This is a genomic window from Alteromonas sp. WD8-37, from assembly GCF_055326825.1.
In genome coordinates this window covers 314,022-333,498 of record NZ_JBUZOV010000003.1, presented here as the reverse complement: position 1 = coordinate 333,498, position 19,477 = coordinate 314,022, and the positions used below count along the sequence as shown (strand labels likewise).

Sequence of the window (19,477 nt, the reverse complement as noted above, 5' to 3'; positions counted from 1 at the left end):
CTCATGAAATTTGATGTCAGTAAACTCAAAACCCTCAACGAGCTGGACTTTGAACAAATCGCCATCTGGCCGCGCGAAGTGCGTATCGTGGTGGCTGCCTTTGTGGCAGTGCTGGTGGCCGGGCTCAGCTGGTGGTTGCTAGTGCAGCCCAAGCTGCCGGTACTGGATACCGCCGAGCAAAAAGAAGCTGAGCTGAAAATGCAGTTTGAAGCCAAATATCGCATTGCCGTGAATCTGGATGCTTACAAAGCGCAATTAGCTATGATAAAAAAGGATTTTTCGTCTATGCTGCGCTCATTGCCCACCAGTAATGAAACTCCTGGCTTATTGGATGACATTACCTATGTGGGCACGGCCTCAGGCCTGACCTTCAAGATGCTTAACTGGCAAAGTGATGTGCCTAAAGAATTTTATACTGAACTGCCCATCGAAATGGAAGTCAGCGGCAATTATCATAGCTTTGGCGCATTTGCGTCGAAGATTGCCGGTCTGCCGCGAATTGTGACATTACACGATTTTTCGTTAGAACAGTCTGAGCAACGCCTGGCGCTGCGGCTGCAGGCCAAAACCTACCGCACGGCACTCAATGATGTGGCGGAGGGCCCCAGTGATGCAGAATAAGTCTATCGGACTGCTGCTGGCAGCCGGCCTGGTGAGCGCTTGCTCACCGCAAATGGATGATTTGGCGGCGTACACAGCACAGGTGAAAGCCAATACCCAGGTTAAAATTGAGCCGTACCCGGAATTTTCGGCCCAGCCGGCCTTTGATTATACGGCCAGCACCCTGCGTAGCCCGTTTGTGCGTCCGGTGGATCGCAGCGAGCCTATGGTAAAGGCCGCACAAGCCAATTGTGTGCAGCCTGATTACAGCCGCCAGCGTGAATCGCTGGAGCAATACGGGCTCGATGCACTGGCCTTTACCGGCAGTTTTAAAAGTCAGGGCACGCAGTGGGTGTTATTTAAAACCGCTGATGGGTCGCTGTTAAAAGGCAAAAAAGGCAGCCGGATTGGCCTGTTTTACGGCACCATTACCACCATTGATCCGCAAGCGGTGAAAATTGAACAACTGTTACCCGACGGAGCCGGTTGCTGGCAACGCGAAGAAACCACGCTGACGTTAGCCTCGCCAGCAGGAGAAAATAATAATGCCTGAGCGATACATTTTTAATAAACGGCTGAATCAGCCCTCACGCTTTAAATGGGGCGTGTTGATCACCCTGCTGACAATTTTGGCCATGCTGCATGGCATGCCGCTGGTTCAGGCGCAGGAAGAGCCGGTATTGCTCGACCCGTACAGTGACGATACCCAGGGCTATCAGCATACCCTGACCAATATCGATTTTACCCGCACCAAAGGTAACACCGCGGTGACCATGGTGCAGTTTGATAGTACCGTGCCCAGCCCGCAACTGGTGGAGTCACAGGGCAAACTCACTATCACGCTGCCGGGAGTCGCGTTGGCAGAAGAGCAGTTTGTGGAGCTGGATGTCACCCAGTTTGGCACCGCGGTGACCCACATCGAAAGTTTTCAGGATGATGAGGCAGCACGTCTGGTAATTGACTATGTTGATCCGGTCACCGTCAAGCACAGCAGCACCGATGACAACCAGCTGCGCATTGAAATTGCGCCGATGAGTGAAGCCGAGCAGGAAGCTCTGCAAAACCAGTCACAATATACCGGCAAACCCATTTCGCTGGATTTTCAGGATGTGCCGGTGCGCCAGGTGCTGCAAATCATCGCTCAGGTCAATGATTTTAATCTGGTCACCACCGACACCGTCAGTGGCAATGTCACCATCCAGCTGTCCGGGGTGCCATGGGACCAGGCGCTGGATATGATCCTGCGCATCAAAGGCTTGGATAAGCGGTTGGATGGCAACATTTTGCTGGTGGCGCCCAGTGAAGAGCTGGCGGCACGCGAAACCCAGCAACTACAGTCCAAAAAGCAGGTCAAAGATCTGGCCCCGCTGACCACCGCCAATATTACCGTCAACTACGCCAAGGCACAGGCCATGGCCACCCTGCTGAAATCCCAGGAAGGCGGCATTTTAAGTGAGCGTGGCTCGGTCAGTGTGGATGAACGTACCAATACCTTGCTGGTGCGCGATACCCAGGAGTCCATCGATGAAGCCCGCCTGACTGTGCAGGCATTGGATATTCCGGTCAAACAGGTATTGATTGAGTCTCGCATGGTTACAGTGCGTGACAATGTGGGCGAAGAATTGGGTGTACGCTGGGGCCTGACCGACCGTGAAACCGATGTGTCGGTGTCTGGCTCGCTGGAAGGCGCGGATGCCGCGGCCAGTGGCGTGGTGCCCTCGGTCGCCAACCGTTTGAATGTGAACCTCCCGGTGACCAGTGCTGCCGGGCGCATCGGCTTTCAGGTGGCCAGCTTAGTGGATGGCACGATTCTGGATTTAGAGCTGTCGGCGCTGGAATCAGAAAACAAAGGCGAAATCATTGCCAGCCCGCGCATTACCGTGGCCAATCAGCAGGAAGCTTATATTGAGCAGGGCACCGAAATTCCGTATGTGCAGGCTACCTCGTCGGGCGCTACCTCGGTAGAATTTAAAAAAGCGGTATTAAGCTTAAAAGTGACGCCGCACATTACACCGGATAATCGGGTCATTCTGGATCTGGTGGTAACCCAGGATACTCGCGGTGAGACCGTCTCAACCTCCACCGGCCCCGCGGTGGCCATCGACACCCAGGAAATTAAAACCCAGGTTTTAGTGCAAAACGGTGAAACTGTGGTACTAGGCGGTATTTTCCAACAACTTAATACCGATGATATTTCAAAAGTTCCTCTGTTTGGTGATCTTCCTGTGGTGGGCCGGCTATTTAAAAAGACATCGCAGGTTTACCAAAAACGCGAACTGCTTATCTTTGTGACACCCAAGATTGTCATCGAGACATTGTAAGAACAGACAGTTAGACCAAAAGGCCGCCAAAAAGCGGCATTTTGGTCTGTTTATCACTGTCTAAGCGCCTGTTTTTCCTGCCTGCCGATTAAAACAACAACAAAACTTGCATCGTCATAGATGAAACTGAGATAATCCCGCTCTCGAAATTTAAGCGAGGTTCTAGGAGTGGTGCTTATGAGTCGAGATTATAAGCACGCGAGAATGGGTGGGCTGAGAAGGTAAGACAAGTGCCGCCCTTAACATAATGAAAGTTGTGATATAAGCAAATATGGCTGAAAAACGTAATATCTTTTTGGTTGGCCCGATGGGCGCAGGCAAAAGTACCATTGGCAGACACCTGGCAGACGAACTTCACCTGGATTTTTTTGACTCCGATCAAGAGATCGAGCGGCGCACTGGCGCAGACATTACGTGGATTTTTGACCTGGAAGGTGAAGAAGGTTTTCGCAAACGCGAAGAGAATGTCATTTACGATCTGACTGACAAGCAGGGCATCGTGCTAGCTACCGGTGGCGGTTCGGTCACCAACAAAGCGGTGCGCAACCGGTTGTCTGCCCGCGGCATCGTGGTCTATCTGCAAACGACGATCGACAAGCAAGTGGCCCGCACCCAGCGCGACAAGCGTCGCCCGCTGTTACAGCATGGTGAGCCTGAAGAAGTATTGCGCGATCTGGCTGATCAGCGCAACCCGCTGTACGAAGAAGTCGCAGATTACATCATTGATACCGATGACCAGTCAGCCCGCGCAGTGGCAAATCAAATCATCAGTAAAATTGACTTGTTCTAAGTAAAAGGAGATACGCTCATGACGCAGTTAACCGTTGAGTTAAACGAGCGTAGTTATCCTATCCACATTAAAGCCGGCCTGCTGCAACAGGCTGGCTTTTTTGTGCCGTTTATCAAAGGCCCGCGGGCGGTGATCATCACCAACAACACAGTGGCCCCGCTGTATTTAGAAACTGTGCGCCGTGCCTGTGGTGACAAGCAAATCGACACCATCAGCATCCCGGATGGCGAGCAATACAAATCGCTGGCCCAGTATGAGCACATCATGACCCGGTTGCTGGAGCTTAATGCCAGCCGCGATACCACCCTGATTGCCTTAGGTGGCGGGGTGATTGGCGATCTGTGTGGGTTTGTGGCCAGTACGTTTCAGCGTGGCGTGCCCTTTATTCAGGTGCCTACCACCCTGCTGGCACAGGTCGACTCATCGGTGGGGGGCAAAACGGCGGTCAACCACCCACTGGGCAAAAACATGATCGGCGCATTTTATCAGCCGGTGCTGGTGGCCATTGATGTCGACACCCTGGCCACCCTGCCGCCCCGTGAATTTGCCGCCGGCATGGCCGAAGTGATCAAATACGGCATTATTTATGACGCAGCGTTTTTTGCCCGCCTGGAACAAGAGCACAGTGCCCTTAATGCTCTGGAGCCGAGCGTCCTGGCCGCCCTCATTCAGCGTTGCTGTGAAATTAAAGCCGAGGTGGTCGCCCAGGATGAACGCGAGGGCGGCATCCGCGCCATTCTTAATTTAGGCCATACCTTTGGCCACGCTATCGAGGCCGAACAGGGTTATGGTAACTGGCTGCACGGTGAAGCCGTGGCGGCAGGCATGGTGCAGGCCTGCCAGACCGCGGCGGAATTAGGCTGGCTTGGTCGCCCCGAGGTAGAGCGGGTCAGCAGCCTGCTGAAAAAATTTAACCTGCCCGTTTCTGGTCCCACCGATATGGCGGTCGAAGACTATGTCAAACACATGCGCCGGGATAAAAAAGTCGCAGCCGGGCAAATTAGGTTTGTGCTGCCCACCACCATCGGTGCAGCGGTGGTCACTGCTGAGGTTACCGACGATATCCTGCACACCGTGCTCAGCTAAGCCAGTAGGCTGCCAAAGGATGGACCATGCACTCCCCCCTGCATGAACGGCTCGAATATCTGGTTCACTATTCGTCACAACTGATTTTTATCAGTGGCGACTCGGTGTCACATCAGCAAAAAACCCTCGAAGCCTTTGTGTTTAATCAGCCTGATGACACAGAGATTGCCTATCTGACCGCGCAAACCGGGCTGGAGCTGACCGATTATCGGCGCCAGCTGTGTCGCCAGCTATTAGGCCAGCAGGTGGGCAGTTATGTGCAGTCATTGCCGCAGCTGTTAGCCGGGTTACAGCAACATGCCGGGCCGGTGCTTATTACCATCACCCAGGCTGAACATCTGCCTGACGCCTTGTTACAGGAATTGTGGGAGCTGGTGCTAACGTGCCGGCAAAGTGCCCACAAGCAGCATGTCAATGTGCTGCTGTTCGGCCATTCTGGCTGGGCTAGCCGGGCCAAAACCTGGCTGCCGGCCAACAATAGCCAGACACCGGTGCTCATCAGCAGCCAGTCGGTGATGGCCCAGCAGGTGGGCTCGGATTTAGACACGCTGATTAATCAGCGCCGCCAGGCCTTTCAGGCCCGCCTGGATGAGCGCGCCGCCGGTGCTGCCAGTCGGCCGGTCAACCGGTTACGTTCCCCCTGGGTACTGACCCTGCTGGTTCTGGTGTTTGTCGGCTGTTTTGCTGGCCTGGTGGGCTGGCAGTATGGTCCACAAATCAGCCAGTTATTTGCCCCACTGGACACCGCTTTGCCGCCAGCCGACAACGCGCCGCCACCTGGCTCGGCGTATCAGGAGTTGGTGAACAGTCCTGCAGCAGCGCCTGGCAAGCACAGCCCATCGATGCAGACTGATACACAACAGCCTGAAACACCGGCCCCTGCCAAGGCGTCACCCGAAGTACCGGCTACGGATACCGACACCGATAGCGCGGCGGGTGATGCGCGCATTACCAGCTGGCAGGCGGCGTTAGATAATCTGAACAGGCAGGAGCGCCAGGCTAAGGCCGATTCCCCTGGCACACTGACTGTTACCACCAATGCACCAGCTCAAGAGCCCACGGCCCGCCCCCAGATAGATGTGGCCATGGCCCGCCAGCTGACCGCCGAACGCGCGGCGCGTCAGCGCAGCCTGGCTGCCGCCACCCCTCAGTCTGCTCCTGCTAAGCCAGCTGCACCGGCAACCACAGACAACCAGCAACTGGCTGAGTTGTTGACCGCGCAGGATTTTGTCATTCAGCTGGCCGGCCTCAAGGATTTAGCGTTATTGCGGCAGTTTGTGCAGGACCATCAGCTGGGCAACCAGGTCTGGGTCTATCAGACCCAACGCTATGGCGGCGACTGGTTTGTACTGTTGTTTAAACAACCCTTCGATTCGCTGACCAGTGCCCGCCAGGCGCTGGCGCTGGTGCCCGATTTTCCGGGTAAAGATCAGGCCTTTGTTAAATCCGGACAGGCCGTACTGGGCGAGTTAGAGCGGGCACCTACCAGCCCAGCCACACCGTAGTCCACATCACCCTGCTACTTTTTTTGCACCTGCAAACATGATCAAAGCCTCTCAGGCACATGTATAAGTACAAACTGATTTACCGGAACCTGCGCCCCGACGCGCCATGGTTGGGATAAAGGGAGTCATCCCAGTATTAGCCAGATTATGTAGATGCAGAAATATTCACAGTTAACCACCAAACCTGATACGTTCCAGTATTGTATTTTGGCTGCGCTTGCCACCGCGGTGCTGGCGGGTGCTGGCTGGTCACTGGCTGTGGGCCAGACTCCCAGTGTGCCCTCCATCGGCTTTTTAGGCGCCTATGGCACCGCCGTGTTTATCCTGGAATTTATCTCCGCCATCTTGTTGTTTACCCATTACCGTCGCACCGGTTTTCTGACTTTTGCCATCCTGGGCATGGCCTATTTATGGGTGGCGCTGTTAGCCCCGTTTCAGGTGGCCCTGCTGGCCGATAGCCTGAATCAGTTTTCGCTGGTGACCGCCTCCAACGGCGATGCAGCCTGGTTGTGGCTGGCCTGGCATATTGGCTTTCCGGTATTGATTTGTGTGGCCATGCTGGTGGATGGCAGCAACCCGATTGTTACCCCGCGCACTTTGCGCTGGAGCGCTGGCTTATTTGGCACCGAGGTCATTGTGATTGGTGCCTTGCTGGCTGCCACTTTATTCTCCTGGGTCACGCTACCCAACCTGATTTCTGACGGTCGCGATTTTTCTGATGCGCTGTCACTGGTATATGGCCCCATTGTGATGTTTTGCTGTGCCCTGGCACTGACCATCGTGGTGGTCAAGGGTAAATTTGAAAATGCCATCTATTCCTGGCTGGCCCTGGCCATGCTAGCGGCACTGTGCGAAGCGATCGTAATCATTTATTCAGGCTCACGATTTAGCTACGGCTGGTATGCCGCACGCATTCTCAATACGGTGTCTTCGTGTGCGGTGGTGATCGCCCTGCTTATCGAAAATATTCAGCTACAACATAAAGTGGTTAAGCAAAATCAGACCTTAAAACGTATGGCCACCATGGATGAGCTGTCCGGGCTGGCTAACCGGCGCGAGCTCGATGAACGCATGACCACCGAAATTAAGCGCGGCATGCGTGAACGCACACCGGTCAGCCTGATTTTACTGGACATTGACCACTTCAAAAAATTCAATGACACCCACGGTCACCTGGTTGGGGATCTTTGCTTAAAGCATGTGGCCAAATGCCTGCAACGCAATATTTTGCGTCACACCGATCTTGCCGCGCGCTATGGTGGCGAAGAATTTGCGATTTTGCTGCCCAACACCACCGAAAGCGATGCCAGCGAACTGGCAGAACATGTGCGTAAAACCATCGCCTATTCGCCCATAGTGTTGGATGACGGCACCATGTTGTCGGTCACTGCCAGCTTTGGGGTTGCCTGTCTGGTGCCCAGTCAGGCGCAGGATGCGGTGGAGCTGGTCAGCATTGCCGATGCTGCCTTGTACGGGGCCAAAAAAGCGGGGCGCAATTGTGTGCAGCGCCCCACCCAATCTTGGCATGCCAGCCGCGATGAACTGGAAAAAAAGATCTCATCCAACGCCCAGATTCTGCGCAGTAAGGTGTCGCAGGCACATTAATCTTCGCTGGCAGGGCGCATTGTAGCGCGTCTGCAAAAAATGCTTCGTGTTTGCTGGTTGTCGCCATAGCGGATGACGGCTACAATCTGCTGCTAACTGGGTAATGTGTTGGTCTGCTTGGTCTGACTTTTTAGCGCTACACCTTCCATATAATAACGAGCATTTCGAGATAGCCGTCCCACCCGGGCACGGTGACAGCGTGTAGGTAGTAATCAATCAGCATGATGCAAAAGAAAAACCGGGCCTTTTTGAAGTGGGCCGGGGGCAAATACAGTCTGGTAGAGCACATCAATGCGAAATTACCGCAAGCCAACAAACTGATTGAACCGTTTGTCGGCGCCGGTTCGGTATTTTTAAATACTGACTACAAACGTTACCTGCTCAACGACATCAACCCGGACCTGATCAATCTGTACAATCTGCTTAAAGCGCAGCCAGATGCTTTGGTGCATGATAGTCAGCGTTTTTTTGCAGCCCAGTACAATCAGGAAACCGCCTATTACGCACTGCGCGAAGAGTTTAACCACACCGAAGATCCCTATTATCGGGCAGTGTTGTTTGTTTATCTGAACCGTCACGGCTACAACGGCTTGTGTCGCTACAGTCTCGGCGGGCGCTTCAATGTACCATTCGGGCGGTACAAAAAGCCGTATTTTCCGGCCCATGAAATGTTTGTGTTTGCTGAAAAAGCCCAGCGTGCCACCTTCACCTGCCTGCCCTTTGAAAAGATATTTTCGCGCGCCCGCAAAGGGAATGTGATTTATTGCGATCCGCCCTACGCCCCCATCAGCAAAACCGCGGCCTTTACCAGTTATGCCGCGCGTGGCTTTGGCATGGATGCGCAAACCAAGCTGGCCAGCCTGGCCCAGCGTACATCCACTAAGCGCGGCATTCCGGTGTTGATCTCCAATCATGATTTGCCGGCCATTCGCCAGTTGTACAAAGGCGCAGCCATTTCCAGTTTGTCGGTGAAGCGCTCCATCAGTCAAAAAGGCGATTTGCGCAAACCCGCGGCAGAAGTATTGGCGTATTTTTCTCCCCCCGAGCTGGCCAAGGTCACACTGGCCTGAAAAAGTCAGTTAGTGAGCAATACTGCGCACCAGTAGCAATAAGCTCGCCACCAGGATCACCGTGAAGATCACACCCAACAGGATAAATGGCAGTGGCGTTGCAGAGGCAAAGTCACGGCGATAATTGTGTTGGCTTTGCACGCCAATGGCGGCAGCCAGTACACTGACGGTAACAGACCACCAGTGTGGTTGTGCTGAAGGGGGGTTATTTTCTGAGGGTTCTTTACCCGCTAAAGGTTCTTGATCCGCTGAGGGCTTCCTACGCGCTGAAGGCTCTAGATCCGCTGAGGGCTCTAGATCCGCTGAGGGCTTTCTACGCGCTGAAGGCTCTTTACCTGCTGAAGGCTCTTTACTGGCCATGGCCCGACGACCAGCGGCTGTCGGACTCACCGCCATACAGCAGCTCAAGTAAATCATAAAAGTGAAATTGCATAGAACGAGGCTGCCCAAATACCCAGGTTTGCCAGCTTACAGCCTGATCACATGAGGCTGTTGGATCAGAAACCGGGGTAGCTGGCGTGGCCACCTGCGCATCAGGTAAGCAGCCGAGCGACGATGACGGCGCCGGGCTGACAGCGACCAGCATCCAGAGCCCGGCCAGGGCTGCACTAAGCACACCTGCTTTTCTTACTCTGTTCGCTGTGAATATCGGGGATGTCATCGGAACTGCCACCGGCTAAATTTTAACCTTATTATAGGCAAAACTGACCACAGAACAAGCTGATCGTTAGATCAGAAAGCCTACGAGGTAGGGTTTTTTATGCTTAACGAGCTGACACAAGCCAGTTACCGGGCGATTCATGTTGAATCAGCCCGGGCTCATCGCAACAGAATTACAGTTGAAATTCTACCCCGTAAGACACCACAAACTTGATTTCATCATTGTCGTACGCGCCGCCAGCAGCAGGTTCATCGCTATCCATATCGGTACCTGTTACGGCAAATTTGAATCCGTTTTTAGCTAAAGACACCGCCCAGTCATTATAACTTTCCGTGAGTCCGTTAAACGCTTCGGCAAAATCACCCTGATGGTTGCCCACGTGCAGCCCCAACTCGGTACCGTTAAGAATTTCAACCGCGTAATCCAGTGACACATAAGTGGCTTTGCCAAAACCAAAATCCTGGCCTGGCGCTTCATCGGCTTCGGTATTGGCCAGTACAAACAGACTGGCGCTAAAATTTTGATAGCCAACCATGGCGTACACTTCGGCAAAGTCAAATTCGGCAGCCGAATCATAGTTGTAATACAGATAGCCAATATCATAACTAAAATCATTTATCTGGCCACTGTAACCGGCATAGATATCATGCTCATATGAGTACACATCATCAGCGGCATACTGCACGTTAGAAGCCCAGGTACCAACATAAAAGCCGCTTTCATCAGTATATTCCAGACAACCCTGCACTGCTGGTTCATTAGTGGTCTGAGTGAGTCCGCGCCAGATATAGTTGTTGGTGACATTCACATCAGCAGTGGCTTCGCCGGCAAGGGTTTTCGTGCTGAAAGAGGCGGCAGTAATAGCGCAAAGTGTGGCGACAAGAGGGTATTTCATGTGTGCTCTCCATAAACGTTAAGTAGATAATCGCTGAGTTTTTTCGCTGTTATCCACTTAACGCAAAACGGGTGCCCGGCATCGGCCCAACGCCTGTTTCGCTCCTAAATTAATGCATAACTACCTGATTACAATGAATAAGAATTTATGCGACGACTATATAAGCAAAATAAAATATAGGCGTGAATCCCAGATTATGCACCATCAGGACGCACAAAAAAGTACGTTGCACAAAAAAAGCGCAGCATTACCGCCACTTAGCATTCGCATAAATATGCACTGACGAACAAAATCCGCCAAGCTACGTGGCAGGATGATGCTGGTCTGACTCGATGCAAGCCGGTAGGATAGAGCCCGCCTGTGACCATTTATTTAAGGATTTTTATGCAGCCCTATCTGATTGCTCCTTCGATTTTGTCTGCCGACTTTGCCCGGCTGGGCGAAGAGGTGGATGCGGTACTGGCCGCCGGTGCCGATGTGGTGCACTTTGATGTTATGGACAACCATTATGTACCTAACCTGACCATTGGCCCCATGGTGTGTCAGGCGCTGCGCGATTATGGCGTGACGGCGCCCATTGATGTGCATCTGATGGTCAAACCGGTGGACGATTTGATTGCTAAATTTGCCGATGCCGGGGCCAGCTATATCAGCTTTCACCCGGAAGCGTCTGAACATGTGGATCGCTCGATTCAGGCCATTATTGATGCCGGCTGCCAGCCTGGCCTGGTGTTTAATCCGGCCACGCCGCTGCATTATCTGGATTATGTGATGGACAAGCTGCACCATATTCTGATCATGTCGGTCAACCCTGGCTTTGGTGGCCAGCAGTTTCTTGACACAACCTATGCTAAACTGCGCGAAGTCAGACAGCGGGTGGACCAAAGCGGCAAAAATATCCGAATTGAAATTGACGGTGGCGTAAAAGTGGATAACATTCGGGCGGTGGCTGAAGCCGGTGCCGACATGTTTGTGGCCGGTTCGGCCATCTTTAACACCGACGATTACGCCACGGTGATTGGTCAGATGCGCGATGAGCTTGCCCGGGTGTCCCGCTAAGTATTTTTTGTTGAATGTTTCAGGTAGATATCATGAGTAAGAAACCGATTGTATTGAGCGGCTGCCAGCCTTCTGGTCAGTTAACCATTGGCAATTATATGGGCGCACTTAAACAGTGGGTTTCAATGCAGGATGATTTTGACTGCTTGTATATGTTGGTGGACCTGCATGCCATCACTGTGCGCCAGGATCCCAAGCAACTCACCGAAGCCTGCCTGGACGGACTGGCGCTGTACCTGGCTTGTGGTATCGACCCCAACAAGAGTACCTTGTTTGTGCAGTCGCAGGTGCCCGAACATGCACAGCTGTCGTGGGTCCTTAACTGCTATGCCCAGATGGGCGAGCTTAACCGCATGACTCAGTTTAAGGATAAGTCGGCCAACAACATCAACAATATCAATGTGGGCTTGTATGCCTATCCGGTGTTACAGGCAGCCGACATCTTACTGTACCAGGCAGACAAGGTGCCGGTGGGCGAAGACCAAAAACAGCATTTGGAACTAACCCGCGACATCGCCACGCGCTTTAATAATCTGTACAGCGATGTATTTACGCTGCCTGACCCTTTTATTCCAGAGTTTGGCGCGCGCATCATGAGTCTGCAGGAGCCAGAGCGCAAGATGTCAAAATCTGATGCTAATCCGAATAACTTTATCGGCCTGCTGGAAGAACCCAAAAAAATCACCAAAAAGATTAAACGTGCGGTGACTGACTCTGACGAACAGGCGCGTATTTTCTTTGACCCGCAGGAAAAGCCCGGTGTGTCGAACCTGCTGACCCTGTTGTCACTGGCCACCTGCCGCAGCATCGATGCGCTGGTGCCCGAGTATACCGATAAGATGTATGGTCACTTAAAAGGCGATGTGGCCGATGCCGTGGTGGCACTGGTGGAACCCATTCAGGCAAAATTCCACGAATTGCGTGAAGATCGCGCGTATCTGGATAGCGTGATGCGTGATGGCGCCGAAAAAGCCTCGGCCCGCGCCAGTCAGACCCTGCAGCAGGTGTATGACACAGTAGGCTTTATTCGCCGCCCCTAGAGGATGTGTTGTGCTGTTGCTGATCGATAATTACGACTCGTTCACCCATAATTTGGCCCGCTATTTTGTTGAGCTGGGTGAACAGGTCGAGGTGGTGCGCAATGACCAGCTTACCGTGGCCGATATTGCCGCGCGCCAGCCGTCTAAGCTGGTGATCTCGCCCGGTCCCTGCAGTCCCAATGAAGCCGGCATCAGCCTGGCGGCGATCCGGCATGCCGCCGGCAATATACCGTTATTAGGAGTCTGTCTGGGGCATCAGGCCATCGGCCAGGCTTTTGGTGGCACTATCACCCGGGCCCGCGCCATACGTCATGGCAAGGTGTCACCGGTGATACACCAGCAACAAGGGCTGTTTGCCGGCCTGCCCAGCCCGTTTCAGGCCACCCGTTATCATTCTTTGGTAATCGAACCTGCCTCATTGCCGGCAGAATTACGCGTCGATGCATGGTGTGAGACACCCGATGGCCAGCGCGAAATCATGGCGGTATCCCACACCCGCCTGCCGGTGTGGGGGATCCAGTTTCATCCCGAATCCCTGCTTACCGAGCACGGTCACACCCTGCTTAACCATTTTGTTCAGGCTGCAGCACTTGACCGCACTGCTGTTTATGCATAAAACTATATAATCTAAGGATCTTTTAACGGCGCAGGATGGCCCGAGGGCTGCACTGAGTCTGAACCGGCAGTTTCGCGAACGCGAACCCGGCATGCGTAACAGATGCCACGCCACCCTCATATCCAGGAATGCTGTATTCATGACCACCTGCGACAATCTGCCAACCATAAATGAGCGCTTCGACAACTTGCTGGTGTGCCCGCAGCGCGTGGCAGCAATGGTGGGCCGGCGCAGTCCCGGCGAAGTGACGTTTGAAGAGTCGGAACAAAATAATGCCCGGCGCTTGCTGTTGCATGTGGAAAAGGTCGCGATTGAAAACAAGCGCCTGGAGGCCGAGTCTGAAGCGTCTTTTTTAGAGCGGGTCAGTCAGCAGCTGCACAGCCATATTCTGACCGCCCTGGAACAGCAGGCAGAAGATATCACCAGCTTGTTTGACCATACGGTGGGCCAGGTGGATGATCAGTCACAGATCCTGGATTGTCTGGGGACCCGCGCTGCCACCATCTCCAAATTGGAGCCCTGGGTGGCTGGCTCACCATGGCTGTATGATGAGCTGATCAAAGTGGTGAACTCTCCCACTTTTCGGCGCCGGGATTCAAAAGGCCGCATCATTGTGGTGGAAAATCTGCGCACTGCCTTAAGCTTTTTAGGCATTGATAATCTGCGCTTATTACTGCCGTCGTTATTAATTAAACGCGTGATGCCGCAGATCACCGACCCCTACCCGCAGATCAAGGTCAAGTTTAGCCAGTACGCCACCGGTACGTCCTTAAGCGCACGCACCCTGGCTACCTTCTGGCAACAAAAACCGTATCCGGCATATGTGATGGGCATGCTCAGTAATATGGGTCGCTGCCTGGTGGCGCGCTTGTACTTCAAACTGTTTGAGGGCACTCACCGCAAACTGCTTGAGGATGCCCAACGCAAGCGTGAACGCGATTTGCATGATGGATTATTAAAAATTCGCCCGTCGGCCAGTTATCTGATTGCTATGCAGGAAAAATTTGCCGATTCAATGAGTGCCGATATATTTGATCATCTGGCCTTACAGCGGGTGCCGATCCGCCCGGCCCTGCGCGGGCTGGTCACCGGTCAGCCGGACGAAGAAATCCCCTACTACGATATTCTGATCCGCGCCCGCGAATACAGTAAGGTGCGCATGCTGTACTCGCAGCGTTTGATTACCACCGACGAAGTCAAAGCGACTTTACGCCCGCTGGCCTTTCCCAGTGGGTCGCTGGATGCTCTTAAAGCCGTGGATATTTTTACCCTGCCGCTAAGCGCCGATCTCACAGATTAAATATTTTTTGGATATTCATGCAGCAGCATGCCTCACCCTGCCGGTGCCGTTGCCGGCGGCATGGTCATCCGATGACCAGCCCCTTGCGTAAATCAGTTGTAAACAACGATACCTAAATAGTTATTCACTTTTCCTGCAAAATAAGCCAAAAGCCTTGAAAAATAAGGGCTTCAGGGGAGCAGGGGCAAGACAAATACGTATATTAATGGCATACTATTAAGCCAATTTATTGTCTTATTGCGTCCACTTTGCGTGCTTGCAAGGCTCAGGATGCCCAATACAGAGGTAATGACCTATGAATGTAACTCGTGCCACATTTGATGAAGTAATGGTGCCCAACTACAACCCAGCCGGCATGGTGCCAGTCAAGGGTGAAGGGTCACGCGTCTGGGATCAGGATGGTACCGAATACGTCGATTTTGCCGGTGGTATTGCGGTAAATGTTCTGGGTCACTGTCATCCTGAACTGGTCAAAGCGTTGCAGGAACAAGGCAGCAAGTTGTGGCATCTAAGCAATGTTTTTACCAATGAGCCAGCGCTGCGTTTGGCCAAAAAACTGACCGACGCCACTTTTGCCGATCGGGTGTACTTCGCCAACTCAGGCGCCGAAGCCAACGAAGCAGCCCTGAAACTGGCACGTCGCTGGGCGCTGGATAAGTTTGGTGAGCAGAAAAACCAAATCATCGCGTTTAACAAAGGCTTCCACGGCCGGACATTTTTCACCGTAACGGTGGGCGGACAAGCAGCCTACTCTGACGGCTTTGGGCCAAAGCCAGGCGCGGTCGATCATTGTGAATACAATAACTTAGAAGCCTTTGAAAAGCTGATTTCAGACACCACCTGTGCGGTGATGATGGAACCGCTGCAAGGCGAAGGCGGCATCATTGAGCCGGATCCGGATTTTGTTAAAGGCGTGCGCGAGCTGTGTGATAAACATAATGCACTGCTGATTTTTGATGAAGTGCAGTCTGGTGTTGGCCGTACCGGTCATCTGTATGCCTACATGGGCCTGGGCGTAATGCCGGATATTCTGACCACTGCTAAATCACTGGGCGGCGGCTTCCCAATCGGGGCCATGCTGACCACAGCAGCCATTGCTGAGCACTTAAAACCTGGTACCCATGGCAGCACCTACGGCGGTAACCCGCTGGCCTGTGCGGTGGCGGAAAAAGCTCTGGATATCGTGAATACGCCAGAAGTGCTTAAAGGCGTGGAAGCCAAAGAAGCGCTGTTCCGCGAATTGCTGGGTAAAATCAACGACAAATACCATGTGTTTGAAGAAGTGCGTGGTAAAGGCATGCTGTTAGGCTGCGCTTTAACTAAAGAATACGAAGGCCGCGCCCGTGATTTCCTGGTCGCCTCAGCCAATGAGCATCTGATGTGCCTGGTAGCCGGTGCGAATGTCATCCGCTTCGCGCCATCTCTGATCATTCCTGAAGAAGACATTCGTGAAGGTCTGGCGCGCTTTGAGCGGGCTGTGGCTGCGGTTGTTAACGCCAAGTAACCAGCAGAGAGCGAACATGAATATTATTCGCCCAATCCGGCAAAGCGACTACGCTTCGTTGTACGACATTGCAGAGGAGTCAGGCATTGGCTTTACTTCTCTGCCGGTCAACGAAAGTTTGCTGAAAAGCAAAATTGCCAAGGCCGAAGAAGGCTTTCACAGCCAGGTCACGGAGCCTGGCTGTGAGTCGTATTTGTTTGTAATGGAAGACACCCAGACCGGCAAGGTGGTGGGTACCACAGGCATCGAAGCGGCGGTAGGCCTGGATGATGCGTTTTATCATTATCATCTGGGCAAGGTGGTGCATGCTTCGCGCGAGCTGAATATCCACAATACTGTGGATATTCTGACCTTTTGTAATGACTACACCGGGGTCACAGAGATCTGCACGCTGTTTTTGCGCGAATGTGCCCGCGGCGGCATTAATGGGCGGTTTTTATCCAAAGTCCGCTTTTTGTTTATGATGGAGCACCGTGAGCGGTTTTCAGAAACCGTCATTGCCGAGATGCGCGGAGTCAGTGATGAAGAAGGGCGCTCGCCCTTCTGGCAATGGCTGGAAGAGCATTTTTTCTCGATGGATTTTCCTACTGCGGATTATCTTTCCGGGATTGGTAACAAGGTGTTTATTGCCGAGCTCATGCCCAAGTACCCAATTTATGTCAATTTGCTGAGCCAAAAAGCCCAGGATGTGATTGGTCAGGTCCATGATAAAACCCGCCCGGCGCTGCAATTGTTACAAGAAGAAGGCTTTAGCTGCCGTGGCTATGTGGATATTTTTGATGCCGGTCCAACCGTGGAGGCTAACCTGAGCCACATTCGTACCGCGCAGGAAAGCCGTAAGCTGCCGGTGGTAATTGACGATCAAACCGCCGCCCAGGGCCGCAGCTACTACATTATCAATACCTCGGTGGCAGATTTTCGCGCTGTGGCCACCGAGATGGTGGTCAGCGATGACAAACAAGTGGCGGTGATATCCCGCCAGGCCGCTGCTGCACTGAATATCAGTGCCGGCGAGCAGGTGCGCTTTGCACCTGTGCATTCTCGAACCTAACAACAGGATAACGCCATGCAAACGACACACTTTATCAATGGTGAATGGGTCGCCGGACAAGGTCATGCAATCAAGTCTGTGGATCCGGCCAAAAACGCGGTTATCTGGGAAGGCCAGTCGGCGTCTGCCAACCAGGTTGACGCTGCGGTTAAAGCCGCTCGTGCGGCCGCTCCAGACTGGGCGCGCAAGTCTGTAGATGCACGCTTAGCCATCATCAAACGCTTTGGCGAATTGCTGGAACAAAATAAAGAAGCGCTGGCCAAGGTTATCGCCAAAGAAACCGGTAAGCCAGAATGGGAAACCGCAACCGAGGTGGGCGCCATGATCGGCAAGATCGGGATCTCCGAGCGCGCCTACAACGAGCGTACCGGCACGGTAGAAAATCCGATGCCGGTGGGTAAAGCCATCATTCGCCACAAGCCGCATGGCGTAGTGGCGGTATTTGGCCCGTACAACTTCCCAGGCCACCTGCCTAATGGGCATATTGTTCCGGCGCTACTGGCCGGCAATACCGTGATCTTCAAACCCAGCGACCTGACCCCGATGGTGGCGCAGGAAACTCTGAAATTGTGGGAACAAGCTGGTCTGCCAGCGGGTGTGATCAACCTGGTCCAGGGTGAAGTGGAAACCGGCAAGGCGCTGGCCACACATGCAGGTATCGACGGCTTGTTTTTCACTGGCAGCTCACGCACGGGCAAAATGCTGCATGAACAATTTGCCGGCCATCCGGGTAAAATTCTGGCGCTGGAAATGGGCGGTAACAACCCGTTATTGGTGCGCGATGTGGCCGATACCGAAGCCGCGGTACACGATATCGTACAATCGGCCTACATCACTTCAGGCCAGCGCTGTACCTGTGCCCGCCGGGTTTTCATTCCAGCCACGGAACAGGGTGACCAGATCCTGGCGCGCCTGATTGAAGTCACCCGCAATATTAAAGTGGATGACTATGATGCGCAGGACCAGCCGTTTATGGGCGCGATGATTTCTGCCACCGCCGCCAAGCACATGGTCGAAGCACAAAAAGAGCTCGAGCAGCAAGGTGCCAAGATCTTGTTGGCGCTGGAACAGCCAGACAGCAACAAAGGCTTTGCCACTCCTGGCATCATTGATGTGACCGACATTGCCGACAGCATGGCAGATGAAGAACATTTTGGTCCGCTGTTAAAAGTGATCCGTTACAGCGATTTTGATCAAGCTATAGAACAGGCAAATAATACCAGCTATGGCTTATCAGCAGGCCTGATCGGGGATAGCGCCGAGGACTGGCAGTATTTTCTGGAGCGCATCCGCGCGGGCATCGTCAACTGGAACCGCCCTATCACCGGTGCCAGCAGTGCCGCACCCTTTGGCGGTGTAGGCGAAAGCGGTAATCACCGTGCCAGTGCCTATTATGCAGCCGATTATTGCGCCTACCCGGTGGCCTCGGTGGAACTGGAAAAAGCCACCTTGCCGGGCAAGTTGAGCCCTGGCTTATCCATGTAAGAGGGAGTTAATTATGCATACTGATGTTGATACTCTGTTTGCCAACCTGTGGGAAGATTATGTGAATATCACGCCATCGGCGTACAAGATTCACGAATTGCTGGCAGACAAAGAAGATGATGACCAGATTGTGAATGACCATGTGGCCTTTCGGACCTTCAATCTGGACAAAACATCGCTGGACAAACTGGCTGCCCACTTTTTAGCGTTAGGCTATGAAGAAAAAGGCCAGTATGACTTTGAGGCGAAAAAGCTGGATGCTAAGCATTTTGAGCACCCGGATGAAACCAAACCCAAGGTATTTATCAGTGAACTGCGGGTGCAGGATTTATCTGAAAAAGCGCAAAAGATCATTCATCATCTGGTTGAGCAGATGGACAGCGATGCGGTGCAGGAAGACAACTTTTTGTATTCCGGCAAACACTGGACCTTGTCCAAAGCCGAATACGACATGTTGTTGGAAGAATCGGAATACGCTGCCTGGCTAGCCGCCTGGGGCTTTCGCGCCAACCACTTCACTGTCAGCGTGAACTTCCTCAAAAAAGCCAGCGAACTGGCTGAGGTTAATCAGATGCTTAAAGATGCTGGTTTCACCCTGAACAATTCAGGCGGTGAAATCAAGGGTGGTGAGTCGGTGTATCTGGCCCAGTCGGCCACGATGGCAGACCATGCCTACGTCAAATTTGAAGCAGAGTCCAAGCTGATCCCCAGCTGTTTTTATGAATTTGCGCAGCGCTATAAAATGCCGGATGGCAAGTACTATCAAGGGTTTGTGGCAGCATCCGCCGATAAAATCTTTGAAAGCACCAACACCAAGTAAGCCTCTGGTTGGATCAGCCACTGGCTAAAACAAAAAGCCCCGCCCGGTACATATCGGTGCGGGGCTTTT

At 53.1% G+C, this 19,477-nt stretch carries 19 protein-coding genes; 16 read left to right on the top strand and 3 right to left on the bottom strand.

What is annotated here, in order from left to right; translation table 11 throughout:
• Positions 1 to 3 precede the first annotated feature (3 nt).
• The 8 genes from ACTUJZ_RS10485 (at position 4) to ACTUJZ_RS10450 (ending at position 8,977) form a co-directional block, all read left to right on the top strand.
• Complete coding sequence (locus tag ACTUJZ_RS10485; protein WP_463636256.1) at positions 4 to 621, top strand: type IV pilus inner membrane component PilO; 618 nt, start codon at positions 4 to 6, stop codon at positions 619 to 621.
• Complete coding sequence (locus ACTUJZ_RS10480; protein ID WP_463636314.1) at positions 611 to 1,153, top strand: pilus assembly protein PilP; 543 nt, start codon at positions 611 to 613, stop codon at positions 1,151 to 1,153. The genes ACTUJZ_RS10485 and ACTUJZ_RS10480 overlap by 11 nt, the downstream gene beginning before the upstream one ends.
• A gap of 82 nt (positions 1,154 to 1,235) precedes the next feature.
• Positions 1,236 to 2,921 carry a type IV pilus secretin PilQ gene (locus ACTUJZ_RS10475; RefSeq protein WP_463636313.1) on the top strand — a complete coding sequence of 562 codons (1,686 nt, stop codon included), beginning with the start codon at positions 1,236 to 1,238 and terminating at the stop codon, positions 2,919 to 2,921.
• Between the two features lie 271 nt (positions 2,922 to 3,192).
• Complete coding sequence (gene aroK / locus ACTUJZ_RS10470; RefSeq protein ID WP_463636255.1) at positions 3,193 to 3,711, top strand: shikimate kinase AroK; 519 nt, start codon at positions 3,193 to 3,195, stop codon at positions 3,709 to 3,711.
• A gap of 18 nt (positions 3,712 to 3,729) precedes the next feature.
• A complete protein-coding gene (aroB, locus tag ACTUJZ_RS10465) occupies positions 3,730 to 4,797 on the top strand; it encodes a 3-dehydroquinate synthase (RefSeq protein ID WP_463636254.1) in 1,068 nt (355 codons plus the stop codon).
• Positions 4,798 to 4,823: 26 nt separating this feature from the next.
• Positions 4,824 to 6,302, top strand: a complete 1,479-nt coding sequence (locus ACTUJZ_RS10460) for an SPOR domain-containing protein (RefSeq protein ID WP_463636253.1) — start codon at positions 4,824 to 4,826, stop codon at positions 6,300 to 6,302.
• Between the two features lie 153 nt (positions 6,303 to 6,455).
• Positions 6,456 to 7,907, top strand: coding sequence for a sensor domain-containing diguanylate cyclase (locus ACTUJZ_RS10455; RefSeq protein ID WP_463636252.1), 1,452 nt, complete (start codon positions 6,456 to 6,458; stop codon positions 7,905 to 7,907).
• A gap of 221 nt (positions 7,908 to 8,128) precedes the next feature.
• On the top strand, positions 8,129 to 8,977 hold the full coding sequence (locus ACTUJZ_RS10450; RefSeq protein ID WP_463636251.1) for a Dam family site-specific DNA-(adenine-N6)-methyltransferase: 849 nt from the start codon (positions 8,129 to 8,131) through the stop codon (positions 8,975 to 8,977).
• A gap of 9 nt (positions 8,978 to 8,986) precedes the next feature.
• On the opposite strand, the gene ACTUJZ_RS10445 is transcribed toward ACTUJZ_RS10450, so the two are convergent.
• The 3 genes from ACTUJZ_RS10445 to ACTUJZ_RS10435 form a co-directional block, all read right to left on the bottom strand.
• Positions 8,987 to 9,373 carry a DUF2970 domain-containing protein gene (locus tag ACTUJZ_RS10445; protein ID WP_463636250.1) on the bottom strand — a complete coding sequence of 129 codons (387 nt, stop codon included), beginning with the start codon at positions 9,371 to 9,373 and terminating at the stop codon, positions 8,987 to 8,989.
• The gene (locus ACTUJZ_RS10440) at positions 9,327 to 9,593 is read right to left on the bottom strand and encodes a hypothetical protein (protein WP_463636249.1); all 267 of its coding nucleotides are present in this window, start codon (positions 9,591 to 9,593) and stop codon (positions 9,327 to 9,329) included. Before ACTUJZ_RS10440 ends, ACTUJZ_RS10445 begins: the two co-directional genes overlap by 47 nt.
• Positions 9,594 to 9,810: 217 nt before the next feature.
• The gene (locus tag ACTUJZ_RS10435; RefSeq protein WP_463636248.1) at positions 9,811 to 10,533 is read right to left on the bottom strand and encodes a TorF family putative porin; all 723 of its coding nucleotides are present in this window, start codon (positions 10,531 to 10,533) and stop codon (positions 9,811 to 9,813) included.
• A gap of 384 nt (positions 10,534 to 10,917) precedes the next feature.
• Here ACTUJZ_RS10435 and rpe point away from each other — a divergent pair, with 384 nt between their 5' ends.
• The 8 genes from rpe to ACTUJZ_RS10395 all read left to right on the top strand — a co-directional run bounded on the left by rpe (position 10,918) and on the right by ACTUJZ_RS10395 (position 19,408).
• Complete coding sequence (rpe, locus tag ACTUJZ_RS10430) at positions 10,918 to 11,592, top strand: ribulose-phosphate 3-epimerase (RefSeq protein ID WP_463636247.1); 675 nt, start codon at positions 10,918 to 10,920, stop codon at positions 11,590 to 11,592.
• A 32-nt stretch (positions 11,593 to 11,624) separates the two neighbouring features.
• Positions 11,625 to 12,632 (top strand): tryptophan--tRNA ligase, encoded by a 1,008-nt coding sequence (gene trpS, locus ACTUJZ_RS10425; protein ID WP_463636246.1) that lies wholly within the window; start codon positions 11,625 to 11,627, stop codon positions 12,630 to 12,632.
• Positions 12,633 to 12,642: 10 nt separating this feature from the next.
• The gene (locus ACTUJZ_RS10420) at positions 12,643 to 13,248 is read left to right on the top strand and encodes an anthranilate synthase component II (RefSeq protein ID WP_463636245.1); all 606 of its coding nucleotides are present in this window, start codon (positions 12,643 to 12,645) and stop codon (positions 13,246 to 13,248) included.
• Positions 13,249 to 13,387: 139 nt separating this feature from the next.
• Positions 13,388 to 14,548, top strand: a complete 1,161-nt coding sequence (locus ACTUJZ_RS10415; protein ID WP_463636244.1) for an HDOD domain-containing protein — start codon at positions 13,388 to 13,390, stop codon at positions 14,546 to 14,548.
• Positions 14,549 to 14,843: 295 nt separating this feature from the next.
• Positions 14,844 to 16,052, top strand: coding sequence for an aspartate aminotransferase family protein (locus ACTUJZ_RS10410; RefSeq protein ID WP_463636243.1), 1,209 nt, complete (start codon positions 14,844 to 14,846; stop codon positions 16,050 to 16,052).
• Between the two features lie 16 nt (positions 16,053 to 16,068).
• Positions 16,069 to 17,103 (top strand): arginine N-succinyltransferase, encoded by a 1,035-nt coding sequence (gene astA / locus ACTUJZ_RS10405; protein WP_463636242.1) that lies wholly within the window; start codon positions 16,069 to 16,071, stop codon positions 17,101 to 17,103.
• A gap of 15 nt (positions 17,104 to 17,118) precedes the next feature.
• Positions 17,119 to 18,588: a succinylglutamate-semialdehyde dehydrogenase gene (gene astD, locus ACTUJZ_RS10400; protein ID WP_463636241.1), complete on the top strand. Its 1,470-nt coding sequence runs from the start codon at positions 17,119 to 17,121 to the stop codon at positions 18,586 to 18,588.
• A 13-nt stretch (positions 18,589 to 18,601) separates the two neighbouring features.
• Complete coding sequence (locus ACTUJZ_RS10395) at positions 18,602 to 19,408, top strand: 2-oxoadipate dioxygenase/decarboxylase family protein (RefSeq protein WP_463636240.1); 807 nt, start codon at positions 18,602 to 18,604, stop codon at positions 19,406 to 19,408.
• The last annotated feature ends 69 nt before the right edge of the window (positions 19,409 to 19,477 follow it).